We start from the raw sequence: 20,248 nt of genomic DNA, 5'->3' as shown, positions 1-20,248 counted from the left end.
GGTGTTCCTCTTCTCTTCAGGTTCGACTGCCCGGGGTCCGCAGGGCGGTGGCCGCCGCGTACCCCGGATGCGTGGGCAGGTCGCGCACGATCCAGCCCTCTGGTCCCTCGGGAGTCGCCCGCCGCCCCAGGTAGTCGGCGGCGGGCGGGCGGGCCAGGCCGGTGCCGAGGCCCTTGAGGAATGCCTCCTTACGGGTCCACAAGCGGCCGAACTCCACGAGGCGTTCGGCCGTGGGAAGCCCCGCCAGCTCCTCCCGCTCCGCCGGATGCAGCGCCGGGAGGCAGGCCTCGACCCTCTCGGGCGACGGCAGGGCCTGGACGTCGACGCCCACGGGTCGTCCGGCCACGGCGATCGCGATCAGGCCGTGGCTGTGCGACAGCGAGAAGTGCAGCGGCACCGGGGCGTCGAGGAGCAGCGGCTTCCCGCGCGGGCCACCGCTCCTGCCCAGGCGTATCCGGCCGGGCGGGATGCCGGTGTAGCGGGCGAGCAGCCGGCGCAGCGCGAGGTGCGCCGCCACGTACCGCTGCCGGTCGAGGGGCCGTACGAAGGAACCGGCCCGGTCCGCCTCGGCCTCGTCCAGCTCCGGGGGGAGCGAGGTCGGCCCCGGCTCGTCCGCGGCCGGGACGCGCAGGATCCACGTGTGCAGGCCGTCGGCGGGGACGGCGAGGGACGCCTGCCGCCCGGCAGCGTGCAGGCCGTCGACAGGAGCGGCGAGGGACGCCTGCGACCCGGCGGCGTGCCCGCCGTCGCCGGGGAAGGCGAGGGACACCGGCTGCCCGGCGGCGTGTCCGCCGTCGCCGGGGACTGCGAGCGACGCAGGGTGCCCGCCGTCGCCGGGGACGGCGAGGGGAGCTCGCCGCCCGGCGCTCCCGGCACTGGAGCGCGGGCTCGTGGACACCGCGGGCATGCTCATGGCCGCACCACGGGCTCGTCCACCGGCAGACGGCGCTCCTCGGGGCGTCGGGCCCGTTCCGTACGGCGTACGTGCAGCAGCGCGAGGCCTCCGGCCGTCAGCGACACGAGCCCGCCCAGCCACAGTCCCGGCCGGGCCCCGAGCCGTTCGGTGACCTCCCCCACGACGAGGGAGCCGATCGGTGTGGAGCCCTGGAGGATCAGGGTGTAGAGCGCCATGACCCGGCCGCGGTACCGCGGATCGCTGCCGAGCTGGACCCGGTGGTTGGCCGCCTGGACGAAGTAGATCGCCGCGAAGCCGGTCAGGCACAGCAGGACGACGGCCGCCGTGGTCGTGGGGGCCGCGCCCGCGAGCGTCTCCAGGACTCCGAAGGCGAGTGCGGACCCGGCCACGAGAGCGCCGGACGGGCGGCCCCTCCGGGCGCTGGTGGCGAAGGCCGCGAGCAGCGACCCCGCGGCGAAGCCCGCCGTCAGGAGGCCGAAGGAGGCCGCGTCGGAGTGGAACACGGTCTTGGCCAGCAGGGGGAGCGTCAGCTGGAAGTTCATCCCGAACAGCCCGACGACCGCGACGAGCACGAGGACCGGAGCGAGGTCGCCGCGTTCCACGACGTGCCGCAGCCCGTCCACGACGCGGGGCCGGGCGTCCCGCTCCGCGCCGCGGTGCATCTCGGAGGGCCGCATCATGCGCAGCCCCGCCACCGTCGCCAGGTAGCTGACCGCGTTGAGCAGCATCACCCAGCCGGTGCCGAGGCCGGTGATGAGCAGTCCGGCGAGCGCCGGCCCGATGACGCGGGCGGCGTTGAAGTAGGCGGCGCTGAGCGCCGAGGCGTTGGGCAGCAGGTCACCGCCGACCAGTTCGCTCACGAACGCCATCCGGGTCGGCACCTCGACCGCGTTGACCAGTCCGAGGCCGAGCGCGAACAGACAGATGTGCCAGAGGCGCACGGTGTCCGTGAGCACCAGCAGGGCCAGCGGCAGCGCCAGGGCGCCGGATGCCAGGTTGGCGACGGTCAGCAGCAGGCGCTTGTCGTGGCGGTCGGCGAGCCGGCCGCCGTACAGCGTCAGCAGCAGCGGCGCGAACTGCAGTGCGGTGACGGCGCCCAGGGTGGTCGCGGAGTTGTCCGTGAGGCTCAGGACCAGCCAGTCCTGGGCCACCACCATCATCCAGGTGCCCGTGGCGGACAGCACCTGTCCGGCGGCGAAGAGCCGGAAGTTGCGGACGGACAGGGAGGGGAAGGGACGCTTGAGTGGGCTGCTCATGAGTGCGCGGTCGCTCGCGTCCGGTCCGGGATGCAGTCCTCCAGGAACGCCAGGGTCCGCAGGTGGTACGAGCGGGCCGCCCAGCCCAGGCTGATGTTGTGGCCGGCGGCGGGCTGCCGGTCCACCACGACGCGGGGGGCGGCGGTCAGCCGGGCCGTGAGGTCCGCCAGGTCCTGCTCGCCGTGCCGCCACCACGCCTCGTGCTCGGCGAAGGTCAGCCGCACCGGGATGCGGACGCGGGGGGCCAGTTCGGTGAACAGGCGTGGCCACTGCGCCAGTTCGCCCGCCTCCTGCCTCGGCATGGGAGCCACGACGCCGGCACTGGCGCGGAAGGTGTCGGGTGGGTACAGCGACAGCGGGCCCCAGTGGAACCGCCGTCGGGACGCCGCGCCGGAGGCCTCGGCGAGGTCCACGGCATAGCGGTGGCCGAGGCCGGAGATGTCCAGGCCCAGGAGATCGGGCGTGTCCGGGTCGGCCGCGATGGACAGGGCGAGTTTGCCGCCGAAGGAGTGGGCGAGCAGCAGGGTGCCGGCCCCGGTCGTGTACCGCGAGGTGAAGTCGGCGAGCGCCGCCCGTACCGCCGCGGACTGTTCACCCAGGGTCTGTCCTTCGGGGAGTCGGGCCGCCGAGGACCCGTAGCCGGGGCGGTCGAGCGCGAGCACCAAGTAGCCGAGGCTCGCGCCCAGCGCGAGGAGGGACTGCTCGGGGTGCGCCTGCCCGTCGAAGTAGCCCGCGCTCATGCCGCCGCCGTGGAGGGCGACCACGGTCGCGCGCGGCGCGGTGCCCTCCGGCTCGCTCAGCAGGGCGGACAGCGGGACGCCGGCCGCGTCCAGGGTGATGCGGCGCACTCCGCGGGAGACGGCCCGTGCCGGGGTCGGCGTGGACGGTGCGGCGCTCATGAGGCGGGTGCCCCGAACCATCGTCGCAGCGCCCGGTCCAGTCCGGCGAGGTCGTCCGGCCCGCCGGCCCAGGCGACGTACCCGTCGGGCCGCACCAGGACCGCGGACGCCCCGGACAGCGGGTCCTCGCCGTCCACCGGCTTCGGCACCGCGGTCGTGATGCGCACCCGCGCCAGGTAGCAGACCGCCGCCCGGCGGATCTCGGGGTCGTCGGAGAGGTCGAGCAGCACGCCGCGTGCCGGGTGCAGCAGCTCGGTGGTGCCGGTCTCCCCCGCCGCGCCGATCAGCAGGCGGTCCCCGAGGCGGCGGCCGGTGAGCGGGTGGGCGTCGCCGGTGGCCTCGGCGATGTCGTAGCGGATGTCGAGGCCGCTGACCACTCCGGCCAGGTGCCGTTTGACGTCGTCGTACGCGATGAGTTCCGTGAACAGTTCGCGCAGCGGGTCCGCCTCCTCGCCGCCGAGGAACACCGTGCCCTGGGCGCGGGTGTTCATCAGGAGCCGGGCGCCCACCGGGTGCCGCTCGGCGTGGTAGCTGTCGAGGAGGCCCTCGGGCGCCCCGCCCCTCACCACGTCCGCCAGCTTCCAGCCGAGGTTCGCGGCGTCCTGCACGCCCGTGCTCAACCCCTGTCCGCCGGCCGGGAGGTGGATGTGCGCCGCGTCTCCGACGAGCAGCACCCTGCCGCGCCGGTACTCCGAGGCCTGCCGGGTCGCGTCGGTGAAGGAGCTCACCCATTCCGCGTCGCCGTCGTGGATGTCCTCGCCGGTGATGTGCTGCCAGGCGTCCGCGATCTCGGCGAAGGTCAGCTCCTGGTCGCGCTCGCGCGCCGGGGTGCCGTCCGGGCAGACGATGATCCGGTCCACGCCCTCGCCCAGCGGGGCCGCCATCACCATGCCGTGCGGCAGCCGTTCGCCCAGGAACCGCGGGCGCAGATCGCAGCCGACGACGTCGGCGAGGAACATCGCCCGGGTCGCAGGGGTGCCCGGGAAGTCGAACCCGGCCGCCTTGCGTACGGCGCTCTGCCCGCCGTCGCAGCCCACCAGGTAGGCGGCACGGAGCCGCTGGACGCCGTCCGGGGTCCGTACGGTGATCTCGACCTCGTCCCCGTCCAGGAACCCCTCGGCCAGCTCGACGAACTCCCAGCCCCGCCGGATGTCCGCGCCCAGCTCCGTCGCCCACTCCTCGAGGACCGCCTCGGTCTGCGACTGCGGGATGCCTCGGGCCCCGAAGTGGGCGCCGTCGAGGACGGTGTAGTCGAACTGCACCCCGCCGAAGTGGCCCATCGGGCTGGTCTCCGGGTCGCCGAAGCGCGGGAGGAGACCGCGCTGGTCGAACACCTCCATGGCTCGTGCGGTGAAGCCCAGGCCGCGGGACTGCCCGGTGGGCCGCTCCAGCCGCTCCGTGACGATGACGCGTGCCCCGCCGAGCCGCAGTTCTCCGGCGAGCATCAGACCGGCCGGCCCGGCACCGACGACGATGACGTCGGCGTCCAGGGTCCCGGCGCCGTCGGGCGAGTTGAGGGGCATGGCCTTCCCTTCGGTTCGTTGAGATGGGGTGAGAGGGCAGGGCGTGCCCCGGAGGCGTACGGGTCGCTCGGTGGGGGGAGGGGTCAGAGCGACGGGCCGAACCAGCGCTCCAACGCCTGGGGCAGACCGTCGCCGCCGGGCCCCGCCCATGCGACGTGACCGTCCGGCCGTACGAGGACGGCGTCGGGTCCTTCCGGGGCGTCCGGGCCGCCCGTCCCGGCGGCCCGGTGCTGCCCGCCGCCCGGTTCGGCGGGGGCCGCCACCGCGGTGACCCGGTCCGCCCACCCGTCGCCGCCGCGCGGCACGGTGTCCGTGGGGCGGCGCGGGTCGAGCAGCACACCACGGCCCGCGCGCAGGGCCTGCGCGGCGGGGTGCGGGACGGTGTACGGCAGCCGGGCTCCCAGCAGGGGGTGCGGGGGGCCGTCGACGGCGTACCGGACGTCGAGGCCGCTGATCATTCCGGCGAGGTGTTCGCGTACCGCTTCGAGCTTGACGAGTTCCGTCCACACGGCCCGGAGGGGCTCCACCTCGGCCCCGCCGAGCAGCAGCAGTGCCTGCGCCTCGATGTTGGCCAGAACGCGCCGGCCCACGGCGTGCCGTTCTCGGTGGTAGCTGTCGAGGAGGGTCGCGGGAGCTGCCCCGCGCAGGTGCAGCGCCAGCTTCCAGCCCAGGTTGAAGGCGTCCTGGAGGCCGAGGTTGAGGGCCTGGCCGCCGATGGGCATCTGGCGGTGGGCCGCGTCACCGGCGTACAGGACGTTTCCGTCCCGGTAGCGGACGAGCTGGCGGTTGGCGTCGCCGAAGGAGTTCGCCCACAGCGGGGTGCCGGTGCTGATGTCCTCGCCGGTGACCCGCTTCCACACGTCGGCGATCTCGGTGAACTCCGGTGCCCCGGTACGCGCTCGGGCGGTGCTGCCGAACTCGTGCACCATCACCCGCGTCACGCCGTCGTCCCTGCGTGCCGCGATGGCCAGGCCCCCGGCCAGCCGTTCGAAGCGCCGGTTCGGGACCTCGATGCCGTCGACGTCGGCGCGCAGCAGTTCACGGCCGGCGTCCCGCCCCGGGAAGGCGGCGCCCGTGAGGCCGCGTACCGTGCTGTCCTCGCCGTCGCAGGCGACCAGATACCGGCCGCGCAGGAGCAGGGGGCCGTCGGGGCCGACCGCCTCGGCCTCGACGTGCTCCCCGTCCACCGCCGTGGACACCGTGCGCAGTTCATGGCCGCGCCGGATGTCCGCGCCGAGCGAGAGCGCCCGTTCCTGGAGCACCTCCTCGGTCCGGAACTGCGGCACCTTCCACTGGCCGGGGTAGGGGCCGGGCAGGGTGAGATCGAGCGGAATGCCGCCGAAGTGGCCGCGCGGCTCGCTCGGCGGGGTGCCGAACGCCGCGAGCAGTCCACGGCTGTCGAGGATCTCCATCGTGCGGGCGTGCAGGGTGGAGGCCCTCGACTCCGTGGTGGGGGCGTCGCGTCGTTCCAGGACGACCACCTCGGCGCCGCCGAGCCGCAGCTCACCGGCGAGCATGAGCCCGACGGGTCCGGCGCCGACGACGATGACCTGGGTGTCCAGGCGGTTCCGGGACACGGTCAGCCGCTCTGCTCGGCGTAGCCCTTGGCGTGGCCGAGGGTGGCCAGGCTGTTGGTGCTCAGCGCGGAGTGCACGTACGCGCGGGCGTCGGCGACGGTCGCCTCCGGGCCGAGGATCTTCGCGATGTTGGCGGTGTTGAGGGTGACCGTGTGCTGGGAGGAGGCGACGGTGCCCTCGGGGGTCTCCTCGAAGGTCCACAGGCCGGTGTGCAGGGTCATCAGCGCGGGCAGCGTGACCTGCTTGTAGGCGATCCGGTGGTGGGGGAACGTCACCCGGTACGACTTGGTGGTGTGCACGCTGCCGTCCTTGGCCCGCGTGTCCATCTCCAGGGTCTGCAGCCCCGGGGAGTCCTCGGTGAGCCGGACGGTCGCCACGTGCGGCAGCCGCTCGGCCCACAGGTGGGCCTCGTCGATGAACGCGTACGCGCGCTTCGCGCTGCCCTGGACGAGCACGCTGTCGGTGAAGGAGAACGTCACGTCCTCGGCCGCGTGGGCGAGTTCGAGGTTCTCCTTGAGCGCCGCCAGCTCGGAGCGGCTGTTGCGGTCGACGGCCTCGTCGATCCAGCGCAGTCCGTCCGGGTCGTCGTCGATCGCACGGTAGTCGTGCAGCAGCCGGATCCTGGAGTCCCGGTCGCCCAGCGGCTCGATGATCCAGGTGCCGCCCATCGCGGCGACCGGCGGCGTCGTGATCTCCTGCCGGAACGTGATGCGCAGGGCGTCCGGGTCCAGGGTGCGGCGCGACGTCCAGTTCTTGGCCTCGCCGCCCGCCGTCGCCCAGATGCGTATCCGCTCCTCGGTGCCGGCCCCGTTCTTCTCCACCTGGTCGACGTGGATCGTGGGAGGGAAGATGCGCGGCCAGTTGGTGACCTCGGCCAGCAGCCGGTAGGCGGCGGCGGCCGGGGCGTTGACGGTGATCTCGTGCTCGACCTCGCGAGTCGTCATGAGCACTTCTCCTTGGTCTGTGTCGCGGATCCGTGCCGGTCCGTGTCGATCCGTGCAGCGGGTCGCGGCGGTGGGGTCAGAAGTTGCCGAGGCCGCCGCAGACGTTGAGCGCCTGCGCGGTGATGGAGCCGGCGGTGTCGGAGGCGAGGTACCCGACGAGTCCGGCGACCTCCTCGGGGGTGGAGTAGCGGCCGAGCGGGATCTTCGACCGGAACTTCGCCAGGATCGTGTCCTCGTCGGTGTCGTACGCGGCGGCGTACCCCTGCCGCACGCGCTGCGCCATGGGCGTCTCGACGTAACCGGGGCAGACGGCGTTGACGGTGATGCCGGTGGGCGCCAGTTCGTTGCCCAGCGCCTTGGTGAAGCCGACCACGCCGTGCTTGGAGGCGGAGTACGGGGCGCCGAGCACGACGCCCTGCTTGCCCGCCGTGGAGGCGATGTTGATGATCCGGCCGCGGTCCTTGTGCCGCATGCCGCCGGTGTTCAGCACCTCCTTCGTCAGCCGGAAGACGCTGTTGAGGTTGGTGTCGATCACGTCGTCCCACAGCTCGTCCGCGATGTCCGCGGTCACCCCGCCGCCGGACCGGCCCGCGTTGTTGACCAGGACGTCGATCGTGCCGAACCGGTCGACGGCGGCCTGGACGAACGCCGTCACCGCGGCGGAATCGCGGACGTCGACGACGGAGCCGTCGACGTCGAGACCCTCCTCCCGCAGCTCCTTGACCGTCGCCGTGACGTTCTCGGCGCTGCGCGCGCCGATGAAGACCCGGTGTCCCTGCTCGGCGAGGAGCCTGGCCGAGGCGAGGCCGATGCCGCTGGTGGCCCCGGTGATGAGCGCCACGCGGGGGATGCTCTGCGCGTCCTGCGTCATGTCGTTCCGTTCCCTTCCTTCAAGACGATTCAGGCGGCGCGGGCGGCGGCGAACTGCGCGTTGACGGCGTCGATGAGGGCACGCGGGGTGACGGCGTCGGTCAGCGCGTCGTCGTCGAGGGTGATGCCGTACTCGCGCTCGATGCGCCCGCCCGTCTCCAGGAGCGCCAGCGACTCGTAACCGAGGAGCTCGAACTCGGTGTCCAGGATGTCGCCGTCCAGGTCGACGCCTTCGTCCGCGCCCGCGGCCTCCAGGAGGATCCGCTTCAGGTCGTCGAGGGTGAAGAGTTCAGTGGCCATGGTGGTCCCTTTCAACGGTGTGAGGTAAAGGTCTGTCGATCAATCAAGAAGCGATGCCGCGCACGTGCTGGTCGACGGCTCGGACGACCATCGCGGAGTTGAACCCGCCGTGGCCCCTGGCCAGCACCAGCGCGGCGCGGATCCGGGCGGAGCGGGGCTGGGAGACGACCAGGTCCAGGTCGTACTCCGGGGACGGGTCGATGTGCGTGGTGGGCGGGATGACGCCGTCCTCCATGGCCAGGAACGCGGCGGCCAGGTCGAGCGGCGCGGCGCCCGAGTAGAGGCGTCCGGTCATGGTCTTGGGGGCGGTGACCGGGACGCCCCGGGGTCCGAAGACGGCGGTGATCGCCTCGGCCTCGGCCCGGTCGAGCTCGGGGTCGGCCGCCGCGTCGGCGAAGACCACGTCCACCTCGCCCGGGGCGAGGCCGGCGTCGGCGAGGGCCAGTTCGATGGCCTTGCGCAGGCCGGGCTCACGGCCGGTCCCGGGCTTGGGGTCGATGGTGGCGCCGTACCCGGCGATCTCGCCGTAGACCCGCGCGCCCCGCGCGCGTGCCGCTTCGGCGTCCTCCAGGATCAGGATCGCGCCGCCTTCGCCCGGCACGTACCCCCGGGCGTCACGGTCGAAGGGGACGTACGCCCGGGTCGGCTCCTCGCTGGTGCTCAGCCTGCCGCTCGCGAGCTGGGCCACCCAGCCCCAGGGGCAGATCGAGGCGTCCACGGCGCCGGACACGACCAGGCTCGTGCCCTTGCGGATCTGCCGCCGGGCCTGCGCCACCGCGTCGATGCCCCCCGCCTGGTCGCTGACGACGACGCCGCTGGGGCCCTTCATGCCGTTGCGGATGGAGATCTGGCCGCTGTTGACGGCGTAGAACCAGGCGAAGGACTGGTACGCGGAGACGTACTGGCTGCCCTGGCTCCACAGCTTCTGCAGCTCGCCCTGGCCGAACTCGAAGCCACCGGACGCACTGGCCGTGACCACGCCCATGTCGAACTCGGGGAGTTCCTCGGGGGTCACGCCGGCGTCGGCGAGCGCCCAGTCGGTGGCGGCGAGCGCGATCCGCGTCATCCGGTCGGTCTGCGGGATGAGACGGCTCGGCAGGTGCTCCGACGCCTCGAAACCGGGGATCTCTCCGGCGAGTTTCGCGGGGTAGCCCGACGGGTCGAAGTGGGTGATGCGGCCGATGCCGCTCTTGCCGCTGCGGGTGGCCGCCCAGTAGTCCTGGGTGCCGAGGCCGTTCGGGGAGGCGATGCCGAGGCCGGTCACCACCACGGAGGCGGGCGCGGGGCCGGTCATACGAGGCTCCTCTCGGGACGTGTGAGCACCATGGCGCTCTGGAATCCGCCGAATCCGCTGCCGACGGTGAGGACCGCGTCCGTCAGCTGCTCGCGCGCGACGATCGGCACGTAGTCGAGGTCGCACTCCGGGTCGGGGGTGTGGAGGTTCGCCGTGGGCGGCACCACGTTGTGTTCCATCGCCAGGGCCGAGGCGGCGATCTCGATGGAGCCGATCGCGCCGAGCGAGTGCCCGACCATCGACTTGATCGAGCTCACCGGGGTGCGGTAGGCGTGCTCGCCCAGGCTCCGCTTGAAGGCGGCGGTCTCGTGGCGGTCGTTCTGCTTGGTGCCGGAGCCGTGCGCGTTGATGTAGTCGATCGCCTCCACGTTCAGCCGCGCCTCGTCGAGTGCGACCCGGATCGCCTCCGCCATCTCGGCACCGTCCGGGCGCAGACCCGTCATGTGGTAGGCGTTGCTGCGCGTCGCGTAGCCGGCGATCTCCGCGTAGATGTGCGCGCCGCGCTTCTTCGCGCTCTCCAGCTCCTCGAGGACGAAGACGGCGGCGCCCTCACCCAGGACGAAGCCGTTCCGGGTGCCGTCGAAGGGACGGGACGCGTGCTCCGCGTCGTCGTTGCGGGGGGTGGTGGCCTTGATCGCGTCGAAGCAGGCCATGGTGATCGGGGAGATCGGGGCGTCGGACGAGCCGGCGATCATGACGTCGGCCGATCCCTCGCGGATCAGCTCGACGGCGTAGCCCACCGAGTCGATGCCGGAGGTGCAACCCGTGGACACCACGGTGCTGGGCCCCTCGGCGCCGACGGCCCAGGCGACCTCGGCCGCGAAGGAGCTGGGGACCATGTGGTTGTAGAGGTGCGGGGCCGCGTAGGCGTGGTCGACGAGATCGAGCCGGCCGCCGTCGCTGACGACCCGGTACTCCTCGTCGAGGCCCATGGTGGCGCCGACGGCGCTGCCCACGGTGACGCCGACGCGGTACGGGTCGAGGCGGTCCAGCTCGACGCCGCTGTCGGCGACCGCACCGCGCGCCGCGACCACGGCGAACTGGGCGGCCCGGTCGAGGCGCCGGACCTCCTGGGGGCCGAGCCCGTGCTCGTACGGATCGAAGTCGATCTCCGCGGCGACCCGGGAGCGGAACGGCGTCGGGTCGAAGAAGGTGATGCCGCGCGTCGCCGTGCGGCCCTCGCTCAGCAGGTTCCAGAAGTTCTTGGCCCCGATGCCTCCGGGAGCCAGCACTTCGATGCCGGTGACGACAACCCGTCGCCCGGTCATGCCGACACCTCCCAGTGGTAGAAGCGCTCGGCCATGGCGTCGGCGGGCGAACGCCAGGTCGCCGGGTCGTACGCCTCGATGAAGGGCTTCAGGTCGTTGCTGATGCCGACGAAGCGCGGGTCGGACTTGGCCTTCTCGATCAGCTCGCCGCCGTTGTCCTCGTCGAAGTCCTGGAGGTGGAAGTACAGGCCCCGGTACGAGAACAGCTGGCGACGCCGCGTTCCCATGAGATGGGGCATCTCGGTCTCGTCGAACGCACCGAAGAGTCGGGCCACGTCGGTCGCCGCGCCGGGTTGCAGGCGGGCGACGATGAGCGTGCTGTGCATGGGGTTCACTCCTCAACTGGTCTTACTGGCATGACGGTGGGAGAGCAGACGAAGGCAGGAGGAATCAGAAGGAGGGGGGATCGGAAGGAGAGGGAAATCAGAAAGAGGGGGAAATCAGAAGGAGGGACGAATCAGAAGGAGGGCAGATCAATCCCTGATCTCACAGATGACCGTGCCGGAGGTGATCGACGCACCGACCTGCGCGGAGAGCCCGCTGACGGTGCCGGAGCGGTGGGCGTTGAGGGGCTGTTCCATCTTCATCGCCTCCAGGACGACGATGAGATCGCCCTCCTTGACCTCCTGGCCGTCCTCGACGCCCACCTTGACGATGGTTCCCTGCATCGGCGAGACGAGGTGGCCACCGGAAGCGGCGGGCCCCGACGTCCTGGCCGGGCGGCGCGCAGGTCTGGACCCGACGGCCGCACCGCCGCGGGCCACCACCGTGCCCAGCGACGACGGGGAGGGGATGGAGACCTCCAGGCGCCTGCCTCCGACTTCGATGACCAGGGTCTCGCGGCCGGCCTCTCCGTCGGCCCCGGCCTCGCCGGGCGCCGCGAACGCGGGGATGTCGTTGCTGAACCCGGTCTCGATCCAGCGCGTGTGGACGGCGAACGGTCCTTCCTCGCCCTGCAGTTCGGGGGCGAAGGCAGGATCGGTGACCACCTTCCGGTGGAACGGGAGGGCGGTGGCCATCCCCTCCACCGTGAACTCGCCCAGAGCACGGGCGGCCCGCCGCAGAGCCTGCTCACGGGTGGCGCCGGTGATGACGAGCTTGGCGAGCAGGGAGTCCCAGGCCGGACCGACCACCGACCCGGCCTCGACACCGGTGTCGAGGCGCACACCGGGCCCGGACGGCGGCCCGAAGGCGGTGACGGTGCCGGGGGCCGGGAGGAAGTTGCGGCCCGGGTCCTCGCCGTTGATGCGGAACTCGAAGGAGTGACCGCGGATCTCCGGGTCTCCGTAGCCGAGCTCCTCGCCGTCGGCGATCCGGAACATCTCGCGGACGAGATCGATGCCGGTGACCTCCTCGGTCACCGGGTGCTCGACCTGCAGACGCGTGTTGACCTCCAGGAAGGAGATCGTGCCGTCGACACCGACGAGAAACTCCACGGTGCCGGCGCCGACGTAACCGGCCTCCTTCAGAATGGCTTTGGACGCCGCATACAGCTCGGCCTCCTGCTCCCGCGACAGGAACGGCGCGGGCGCCTCCTCGACCAGCTTCTGGTGCCGCCGCTGCAGCGAGCAGTCCCGTGTCGACACGACGACCACATTGCCGTACCGGTCGGCCAGGCACTGGGTCTCCACGTGCCGCGGCCGGTCGAGGTACCGCTCGACGAAGCACTCGCCCCGACCGAACGCGGCGACGGCCTCGCGCACCGCCGACTCGTACAGCTCCGGTACTTCCTCCAGGGTGCGGGCGACCTTCAGACCGCGACCGCCACCACCGAAGGCGGCCTTGATCGCGACCGGCAGGCCGTGCTCCTCGGCGAACGCCACGACCTCGTCGGCACCGGCCACGGGGTCCGGGGTACCGGCGACCAGGGGCGCGCCGGCACGCAGGGCGATGTGACGGGCCGACACCTTGTCACCCAGATCACGAATGGCCTGCGGCGGCGGACCGATCCAGATCAGCCCGGCGTCCAGGACCGCCTGCGCGAACTCGGCGTTCTCCGAAAGGAACCCATAACCGGGATGCACCGCGTCCGCACCGGAATCGGCCGCCGCCCGCAGCACCTTGGCGGCATCGAGATAGCTCGTCGCCGGTGTGTCACCACCGAGCGCGAACGCCTCGTCCGCCACCCTCACATGCAGGGCATCCCGGTCCGGATCCGCGTACACGGCCACACTCGTGATCCCCGAATCCCGGCAGGCCCGGGCCACGCGGACAGCGATCTCGCCGCGGTTGGCGATGAGCACCTTGCGCACGATGGACTCTCTCCCGACTCGGAACTCGCTTGAACTCGTGTTCAAGGTTGTCCCGCGCCGAAATCCCCTGCAATGCCTCCCGGTGCAGGGCTCCGACCGGTTCCGTCAGATTTCGCAGCCTGCTTCACCGTCAGATTCAGGAACTGCAGACGAACGCAAAGAAGTGCCGCCCCAACGTCAGAAACCCGTCAGAGAGACACCCGGAGAAGGACCGACCGACGACCGGAGAAGGACCGGCCGACATTCGTCCGCGAACGCCGTCGTACGAGCCCCGAGAACGCGGCACAGGCGGTAGAACTCCGATGGCAGGTCCTGCCCTTCGTCCACCACCAGGGTCGGCCCGGGCCCCGGGTCGCTCAGGGGCGAGGTCACCGGATCCGATCCCGCACGGCGGACGGAGTAGGTGAAGCGTTCGGCGAGAACACCGACCGCCTCACCTGCCGCTCCTCCCTCCGCCGCGGCACGGACACGACAAGAGCTCCTGGCGGCTTACGCGCCATCCCTCACACGCACCCGCAGGGCCCCAGGCCGGACCGCCCTACTTCACTGGCTCAAGGATCGCCACGCACTCCACGTGGTGCGTCATCGAAAAGAGGTCACCAGTCCCGACCAAGGGAGAAAGCACAGGGCAGAGCCGCCTTTCCTGCCTTGCCAGAAGATGGTGAGGTGGCCAGAGCGTCAAACGAGCGTCACGGCCCAATGCTCTGCCGGGAGACCCCTGAGCTCCCTACACCAGGCACTCGTCTGCTCAGGGCCGGTTCGGGCGGTGAAACCCGAACGTGTAAGAGAGTGCGCCCTCGGACTGCCCGGCCACCCTACTTTGGTACTCCGCCCACGGCCCGTCGAGGTGGAGCCTGCCGTGAAGTACACGTTGACGGAGCAGCAGACAGGTCTGCTCCACCAGATCGCAGCGGCACCAGGCACGTTTCCCGTCGCGCCCAGCAGCACGAACACAACCTGGGCTCTTGAACAGCGCGGGCTGATCAAGCGGAGCTGGAGCGGGCACAACCACGTCGCGATGATGACACCGGACGGCCGTTACTTCCTCAAGCACGGCAAGCACCCGGAGGAGATCCGGGCGGAGAAGAAGCGGTTGGCCGATGACGCCGAGAGGGCGGAGAACGCGCCCGCCGACGGATTCGAGTTGATCACCCGGCTCCAGTCCACCGCATCCGGGCGACTCACCGTGCCCGATCCGGGCCCGCGTACGCGGGGCCAGTGGCGGGCGGCCTATTACAGCGCGCTCCATCAGGGGCACATCCCGGACGGACACAAACTGCGGTGGGCAGGCCGGCAGCGTGGCGACTGCGTCTTCACGCTGGTCGACGAGGAAGCCGTGAAGGTGGCTGAGCCTCCGCCGGTGCCGGCCATTGATGTACCCGACGAGCTGGATCGTCCTCATCGGCTGGTCCGTGCCACACGCAAGGCTCTCGGCAGGTCCAAGAGCACGACGGTGGACACCCGCGAAAAGCGCGATGTCATCCCCCTGCACGTATCACGGGAGCTGATCGACCGTGCTCTCCGCATCATGCATGCGCTGCTGACGGAGGCGGAGAACCGTGGCTACGAAGTGGAGACCCGAACCGACCTTCACCGTGGGGAGGCCGTACACAAGCTCGTCGTTGTCATCCGCGGTCACGCACTGCCCCTTGCTGTCACCGAGCGGACCAGCAAGGTGCCGCACGAACCGACACCGCAGGAGATGCGCCGACAGGAGCGCAGCCCCTGGACGCGTATCCCGAAGTACGACCTTGAGTTCAACGGCCGCCTCGAAATCGGTGCGCCGGCGGGTGACTGGCACCAGCGTGCGTATACGCAAAGCGATGGCGCACGGTGGACCCTTGAGTCCCGCCTTGGCCGCCTCCTACGTGATCTTGAGGACATCGTCGCTTCGGCCGAACGCCAACAGCAGGAGGAGGAGCAGCGCAAGGCCGAGCAGCGGCGGCAGTGGTACGCGGCTGTGGCCCAGGCACGTGAACGACAGATCGAGCGGCACCGAGCAGAGACCCTGGCCGAGCAGGTGAAGGCATGGCGTCAGGCAGACGAGATTCGAGCCTTCTGCCGGGCAGCCCGTGCGCGTGCCGAGGACAACTCCCTGCCACCCGTCCAGTCGGAGTGGCTGGAGTGGGCAGAGGCGCACGCGGAACGGATCGATCCACTGAGTGCACCCTTGAGGACTCCCCCGGATCCTCCATCCAGCCGTGAGGCTCTGCGCGAGCTCCTTCAGGGCAACCTGCACGCACACGCCTGGCCATTCGACAGCAAGGGGCGCTGGTCCTCTCCTGATGAGAGCGCGTCCGCCTGAACGAACAAACACCTCCGCCCCGTCCGTACCGGACGGGGCGGAGCTTCGCTCATGCTGCGATGGTGAGCGGAACGTCCAGCCGCTCCCACGCCCCGAGCACTGCCTTGTGGGCATCAGGCTGCAGGTGGGCGTAGCGCTGGGTGGTCTGGAAGCTCTCGTGGCCGAGGAGGTGCTGGACCTCGTAGAGCGAGACTCCCTTCTGGACGAGCCACGAGGCGCAGGTGTGACGCATGGAATGCGGCGGATAGTGCGGGACGGGAAGCTGCTCACCGTCGGCATCGAAGTAGTGGGCATTCTCGATGGCCGGCCACCAGGTCTGGCGGCGCCAGTTGCCGTCGTCGAGCCGACGGCCGGCGCGGCCCTTGGTGATGGTGGTGAAGACCAGGGCGTCGCGGTCGAGCGGGTGGATGTGCTGTTCGAGGGCATCCAGGACGTGTGGTGGGAGCGGGACCTCCCGACGGCTCCTCGAACTCTTGGGGTACTCCTTGATGCCGCTCTTGGTGTTGACCTCCACCACGAACAGGCGGGAACGGCGCCGGTCGATCCGATGGCGGTGCAGGCCGGCGAGTTCGCCCCAGCGCAGGCCCGTGTAGAAGCCGAGCAGACACATGGTGCGCCAAGGGGCCGGGAGCTCGTCGACAATGCTCTGCGCCTGATCGAGGGTGAACCATTGCGGGGGCTTGATCGCGATCTGCGGCAGGTCGATGTTCCGGCAGGGGCTGACCGCGATGACATCGTCGTCGACGGCCGTACGCATGATGGACGACAGCAGGTTGTAGGCCCTCTTGGTCGCCGAGGCACCGACCCCCTTCTCGACCAGTCCGCGGATCCAGCTCTGGACGTCCATGCGGGTGATGGCCCGCATCTCCCAGTCGGCCCAGTGGGGCAGCACGTGGTTCTTGATGCTGGAGGCGTCGCCGCGCAGCGTGTGGGGCTCGACGACGCGGGCCTGCCACCAGCGGGCATGCCACTCGTGAAACGCCATTTCGCCGGCTCGGGGGTCCCGCATGCTTCCGCGGGCGAACTGGGTCTCCATCTCGGCGCCCCAGGCACGGGCCTGTGCCTTGAGGGGAAACGACTCGCTGAACCGGTCTCCAGCCCGGTTGCGGACGGTCGCCTGCCATTTGCCGGACTTCAGCTTCCGGAGGTACGTGGTTCCGGTCCTTCCTGTTTCGCGTACGGACGGGCTTGGTCCTGGTCAGCGGCGTCGCGCGGGCGAGGGGACCGCCCGGCTGTTGATGAAGTCGTCCAGGCTCGCGGCGGGGACGCGAACGCGAGAGCGAGTCGGTCCTGTGCGCAGGTCGACGACAGGCAGCTCGCCGGCGGCGATGAAGCGGTAGACCGTTCGGCGGTCGACGTCCAGGGCTGCGGCGACGGCAGGTATGGACAGCAGGCGCGGGGCCATAGGCGGTTCCTTTGCGGGAGAAAGAGCGACGAGAATTGAGAGATCTAGCTGGGGCGGGGGGCAACAAGCCCAGCCGATGCCGCGAGGTCGCCGAATAGGGCTTCTACGTACGGCCGGAATCTCCGAGCGGAACAGAAGAGGAAACGAGCGGGACTACACGTACACGGCGGGGGGATCTGAAATCGGCGCGTAGGCGGATCAAGTAAGGCTTCTTCTGGGGATGTGGGCAGACTTCTGACAGGGACCGGCACAACGGGCGTTCCGGGACCCACAATGATCCGGAGAATCCCCGGTTTCCCTAACCGGGGATCGTCGGCTATATTTCGCCCGCCCCGGCCACCCATGAGGGTGTGAGGGCGCCGGCGAGAAGGGCTTGCGGGGCGATTCCGAGGGCTGCGGCGATGGCGACGAGGTCGTCGATGTCGCAGCGGCGGACGGTGCGTTCGATGCGGGAGAGCGCGGTGAAGGTCATGGGCCGGCCGAGTGCGGTGACGCGGGCGGCGAGCTGGCGCTGGGAGTAGCCGCGGGCGGTGCGGGTGCGTTCGATGGCGTGGGCGGCGGCGTGTCCGGCGGGTCCGATGACGAGGGGGCGTGGCGGCATGGGTGGTGTTGTAGCTTGCGCGCCGGCCGGTCCGGAAGGGCATTCCTGTCTGCCGTGAGCGATGCAAATCACCCGGCGATTTCCGGCGGCGATTTCGGTGACCGGTAATTCGGCCCTACAGTTGCGGGACTCGCCGACGCGACATGCCGCCGGGCTGTACGGAATTCCAGTGCAAAGTCTGGACTTCTGCGCCCCAGGTGTGGCTGTGTTGGCCATGCACCCCGGCACCGCCGGATTCCCCAGCCCTCTCCCTGAAAGGCGGTCGATCGCCATCGCCCGTATCCGCACCATCAAGCCCGAGGCGTTCTCGTCCGAGTCCCTCGCGGCGGTGTCGCTGTCCGCCGAGCGGACCTTCTTCGGGCTGCTCACCCAGGCCGACGACCAGGGCCGGTTCCGCGACCAGGCCGCCGTCATCGCCGGCCAGCTGTGGTCGCTGCGCCGCGAGCACGGCCCGGAGGCGGTCGAGGACGACTTGATCCAGCTCCACGGTGCCGGGCTGATCTGCCGGTACGAGGGCGGGGACGGCAAGCGGTACCTGCACATCGTCACCTTCGCCCAGCACCAGAAGATCAACCGGCCCAGCGGCGTCCGCACTCCCCCGTGCCCGCACCACGATCTCGGGATTCCGCGCGAGCCCTCACCGCAGGTACAGGGAGCCCTCGCGGAGACTTCCGCGAGTCGTCCGGGAGGACTCACGGAGCCCTCCGTGAACAACGAATCCGCAGGTCAGAGTCGGTTCCGTGAGCACTCACCGCAGCCGCAGGGAGGGCTCACCGAACCCTCCGTGAGCCCTCACTGTCCGGATCTAGGACCTAGGAACAGGGATCTAGGATCTACCCCGTTGGGGGCGCAAGCGCCCCCCGCGCCCGACTCGGTCTCGACGAAGGACCTGATCGGCGAGTACGCCGCCGGATGCGCTCACCGCCCGCCGCAGGACGTGCTCAGCCACCTCGGCCACGAGGTGAAGAAGCTCCTCAACGAGGGCATCGCCCCGGACCACATCCGCGCCGGCCTCAACCGTCACCGCGCCAAGGGCCTGCACCCCAGCACCCTGCCCAGCCTCGTCCACGAGGCCATGAACGCCACCCCCGCCGCCGCCCACCAGCCATGGACCAACCCCACCAACACCGCCGCTGCCTACGGAGGCGACCTCTGACCACCACCGCCCTCACCCGCGCTCCGCAGCAGCCCGCCCGGATCACCAGCCGACTCGGCGACATCCTGGCCCAGCGCGGCATCGCTCCCGACGCCGCCGCCCAGGAGCCGGCACCTGAGCCGGTCACCGCACTGGAACAGGCGGAAGCCCGTATCCCCGCGCGCTTCCGCCACGCCCTAGCCGACCACCCCCAGGTCACCGCCTGGGCGGACGCGATCGCCCGCGCCGGACGCCCCGGCCCCGGCGGCGCCCCGGGCATCGCGGAGGGCCCCTCGCTGCGGATCGTCGGCCCGACCGGCACCGGCAAGACCCACCAGGCATACGGGGCGATCCGCAGCCTGCTGGCTGCTGGGGTCCGCCTGCGCTGGGAAGCCGTCACCGCCGCCGACCTCTACGCCCGCCTGCGCCCCCGCCCCGGGTTCGACAGCGAGCGCGACCTGCAGAGCCTGATGCGCTGCCCGCTGCTGCTCCTGGACGACCTCGGCGCAGCGAAGACCAGCGAGTGGACCGAGGAGCTCACCTACCGGCTGATCAACCACCGGTACGAGCACCTGCGCCCCACCCTGATCACCAGCAACCTCACCACCGACACCCTGCGGGCAGCCCTCGGCGACCGCGTCGCCTCCCGCCTGGCCCAGATGACCGAACGCGTCACCCTCGAAGGCGACGACCGCCGCCGTCAGAAGCCCGTCGCCTGACCCCGACAGCGCCCATCCCGCCCCCTTGCACCACACCGGAGATTCCTGCTCTTGCCCTCCCCTGCCCCGATACGCCCCGCCTTCGAACGGCGAGGCCGTCCCCTCCTCATGGGGATCACCCTGATCGCCGCCGTCGGCTTCGTCCTCTCCTACGACGCCCTGCGGCAAATGGCCGTCGCCGCCCACATCAGTGGACCGCTGACCTACCTCTTCCCCCTCGTCATCGACGGCTTCATCGCGCTGGGCGTCACTGCCCTGCTCATCCTGCGCACCGCCCCTCTCCGCTCCCGCCTGTACGTGTGGACGCTCGTCACCCTGGCGACCGGCACCAGCATCTGGGCCAACGCCCTGCACGCCATCCGCCTGAACGAACAGGCCCGTCTCCATCTCAACAACGCCACCGTCGGCGCCCTGTCCGCCATCGCCCCACTCGCCCTCGCCGGCGCCGTCCACCTCTACCTCGTCATCAACCGCCACCTCGCCGCCAACAAGGCGATGGCGGCCGAACCGCCAACCGCCAAGGCACCCAGTGGCGGACCGCCACCGCCCGCTGCCAAGTCCGCCGCCACCGCCATACCCGCTAAGCAGCGCCTGGCGCAGCCGACCGCCACGCCAGAGCCGAAGCCGCCCGCCGCACCGGCTTCCCCCGCCACGACCGCCACGGCGCCGCCTCCCGCCACCGCCACACCGCCGAGGAAAGCGACGCCAAAACCTGGCGGGCGCAAGGCCAGCGCCTCTGACGCGTACCTCCTGGAGCTCGCCCGCCAGATGCGCTACGAGACCGGCACCGTCCGCCGGACCGACCTGGAGCGCACCGCCCGTGCCCAGGGCTACACCGTCGACAGGGCCCGAGCCCAGAAGGCCGCCGACACCGTCCTGAAGGAAGCGGCCACCACCAAGAATCTGGCGGCCACCGCCTGACACTCCTGTCACCCCATGCCTACACGGGCGCCCCTCCAGCACTCACTCCGAAGGAACACCCCG

Annotated in this window: 19 protein-coding genes; 4 read left to right on the top strand and 15 right to left on the bottom strand. The window is 71.1% G+C overall.

What is annotated here, in order from left to right; translation table 11 throughout:
- Window positions 1-16: 16 nt before the first annotated feature.
- The 12 genes from SVTN_RS28640 to SVTN_RS28585 all read right to left on the bottom strand — a co-directional run bounded on the left by SVTN_RS28640 (window position 17) and on the right by SVTN_RS28585 (window position 13,099).
- Complete coding sequence (locus SVTN_RS28640; protein WP_245727661.1) at window positions 17-913, bottom strand: 4'-phosphopantetheinyl transferase family protein; 897 nt, start codon at window positions 911-913, stop codon at window positions 17-19.
- On the bottom strand, window positions 910-2,172 hold the full coding sequence (locus tag SVTN_RS28635) for an MFS transporter (protein WP_041131693.1): 1,263 nt from the start codon (window positions 2,170-2,172) through the stop codon (window positions 910-912). The genes SVTN_RS28640 and SVTN_RS28635 overlap by 4 nt, the downstream gene beginning before the upstream one ends.
- Window positions 2,169-3,071: an alpha/beta hydrolase gene (locus tag SVTN_RS28630; RefSeq protein WP_063782349.1), complete on the bottom strand. Its 903-nt coding sequence runs from the start codon at window positions 3,069-3,071 to the stop codon at window positions 2,169-2,171. The genes SVTN_RS28635 and SVTN_RS28630 overlap by 4 nt, the downstream gene beginning before the upstream one ends.
- On the bottom strand, window positions 3,068-4,594 hold the full coding sequence (locus SVTN_RS28625) for an FAD-dependent monooxygenase (RefSeq protein ID WP_052499337.1): 1,527 nt from the start codon (window positions 4,592-4,594) through the stop codon (window positions 3,068-3,070). Before SVTN_RS28625 ends, SVTN_RS28630 begins: the two co-directional genes overlap by 4 nt.
- An 83-nt stretch (window positions 4,595-4,677) precedes the next feature.
- Window positions 4,678-6,171, bottom strand: coding sequence for an FAD-dependent monooxygenase (locus tag SVTN_RS28620; RefSeq protein WP_041131692.1), 1,494 nt, complete (start codon window positions 6,169-6,171; stop codon window positions 4,678-4,680).
- A gap of 2 nt (window positions 6,172-6,173) precedes the next feature.
- Entirely contained in the window at window positions 6,174-7,115 is a 942-nt protein-coding gene (locus tag SVTN_RS28615; RefSeq protein WP_041131691.1) for an aromatase/cyclase, read from the bottom strand.
- A gap of 76 nt (window positions 7,116-7,191) precedes the next feature.
- Window positions 7,192-7,986: a 3-oxoacyl-ACP reductase FabG gene (gene fabG, locus SVTN_RS28610; protein ID WP_041131690.1), complete on the bottom strand. Its 795-nt coding sequence runs from the start codon at window positions 7,984-7,986 to the stop codon at window positions 7,192-7,194.
- Window positions 7,987-8,015: 29 nt separating this feature from the next.
- Window positions 8,016-8,285 carry an acyl carrier protein gene (locus SVTN_RS28605; protein WP_041131689.1) on the bottom strand — a complete coding sequence of 90 codons (270 nt, stop codon included), beginning with the start codon at window positions 8,283-8,285 and terminating at the stop codon, window positions 8,016-8,018.
- 43 nt (window positions 8,286-8,328) lie between these two features.
- Window positions 8,329-9,579, bottom strand: coding sequence for a ketosynthase chain-length factor (locus SVTN_RS28600; RefSeq protein ID WP_041131688.1), 1,251 nt, complete (start codon window positions 9,577-9,579; stop codon window positions 8,329-8,331).
- Window positions 9,576-10,847: a beta-ketoacyl-[acyl-carrier-protein] synthase family protein gene (locus SVTN_RS28595; RefSeq protein WP_041131687.1), complete on the bottom strand. Its 1,272-nt coding sequence runs from the start codon at window positions 10,845-10,847 to the stop codon at window positions 9,576-9,578. Before SVTN_RS28595 ends, SVTN_RS28600 begins: the two co-directional genes overlap by 4 nt.
- The gene (locus SVTN_RS28590) at window positions 10,844-11,173 is read right to left on the bottom strand and encodes a TcmI family type II polyketide cyclase (protein ID WP_041131686.1); all 330 of its coding nucleotides are present in this window, start codon (window positions 11,171-11,173) and stop codon (window positions 10,844-10,846) included. Before SVTN_RS28590 ends, SVTN_RS28595 begins: the two co-directional genes overlap by 4 nt.
- Before the next feature lie 147 nt (window positions 11,174-11,320).
- Window positions 11,321-13,099 carry an acetyl/propionyl/methylcrotonyl-CoA carboxylase subunit alpha gene (locus SVTN_RS28585; RefSeq protein ID WP_041131685.1) on the bottom strand — a complete coding sequence of 593 codons (1,779 nt, stop codon included), beginning with the start codon at window positions 13,097-13,099 and terminating at the stop codon, window positions 11,321-11,323.
- 859 nt (window positions 13,100-13,958) lie between these two features.
- Here SVTN_RS28585 and SVTN_RS28580 point away from each other — a divergent pair.
- Window positions 13,959-15,404, top strand: coding sequence for a hypothetical protein (locus SVTN_RS28580; protein ID WP_245727660.1), 1,446 nt, complete (start codon window positions 13,959-13,961; stop codon window positions 15,402-15,404).
- 49 nt (window positions 15,405-15,453) lie between these two features.
- Here SVTN_RS28580 and SVTN_RS28575 read toward each other — a convergent pair whose 3' ends face one another.
- The 3 genes from SVTN_RS28575 to SVTN_RS28565 all read right to left on the bottom strand — a co-directional run bounded on the left by SVTN_RS28575 (window position 15,454) and on the right by SVTN_RS28565 (window position 17,410).
- Window positions 15,454-16,389 carry a tyrosine-type recombinase/integrase gene (locus tag SVTN_RS28575; protein ID WP_245727659.1) on the bottom strand — a complete coding sequence of 312 codons (936 nt, stop codon included), beginning with the start codon at window positions 16,387-16,389 and terminating at the stop codon, window positions 15,454-15,456.
- A gap of 213 nt (window positions 16,390-16,602) precedes the next feature.
- Window positions 16,603-16,809, bottom strand: a complete 207-nt coding sequence (locus tag SVTN_RS28570) for a helix-turn-helix domain-containing protein (protein ID WP_041131683.1) — start codon at window positions 16,807-16,809, stop codon at window positions 16,603-16,605.
- Between the two features lie 316 nt (window positions 16,810-17,125).
- Window positions 17,126-17,410 (bottom strand): helix-turn-helix domain-containing protein, encoded by a 285-nt coding sequence (locus tag SVTN_RS28565; protein WP_041131682.1) that lies wholly within the window; start codon window positions 17,408-17,410, stop codon window positions 17,126-17,128.
- Between the two features lie 271 nt (window positions 17,411-17,681).
- On the opposite strand from SVTN_RS28565, the gene SVTN_RS28560 reads away from it, so the two are divergent.
- The 3 genes from SVTN_RS28560 (at window position 17,682) to SVTN_RS41490 (ending at window position 20,185) form a co-directional block, all read left to right on the top strand.
- Window positions 17,682-18,566, top strand: coding sequence for a hypothetical protein (locus SVTN_RS28560; RefSeq protein WP_041134317.1), 885 nt, complete (start codon window positions 17,682-17,684; stop codon window positions 18,564-18,566).
- Window positions 18,518-19,264 (top strand): ATP-binding protein, encoded by a 747-nt coding sequence (locus SVTN_RS28555; protein ID WP_078908532.1) that lies wholly within the window; start codon window positions 18,518-18,520, stop codon window positions 19,262-19,264. Before SVTN_RS28560 ends, SVTN_RS28555 begins: the two co-directional genes overlap by 49 nt.
- 108 nt (window positions 19,265-19,372) lie before the next feature.
- Window positions 19,373-20,185, top strand: a complete 813-nt coding sequence (locus SVTN_RS41490) for a DUF2637 domain-containing protein (RefSeq protein WP_078908531.1) — start codon at window positions 19,373-19,375, stop codon at window positions 20,183-20,185.
- The last annotated feature ends 63 nt before the right edge of the window (window positions 20,186-20,248 follow it).

Source organism: Streptomyces vietnamensis (assembly GCF_000830005.1).
Classification (GTDB): Bacteria; Actinomycetota; Actinomycetes; order Streptomycetales; family Streptomycetaceae; genus Streptomyces; species Streptomyces vietnamensis.
This window is presented reverse-complemented; position numbering and strand designations above follow the sequence as displayed.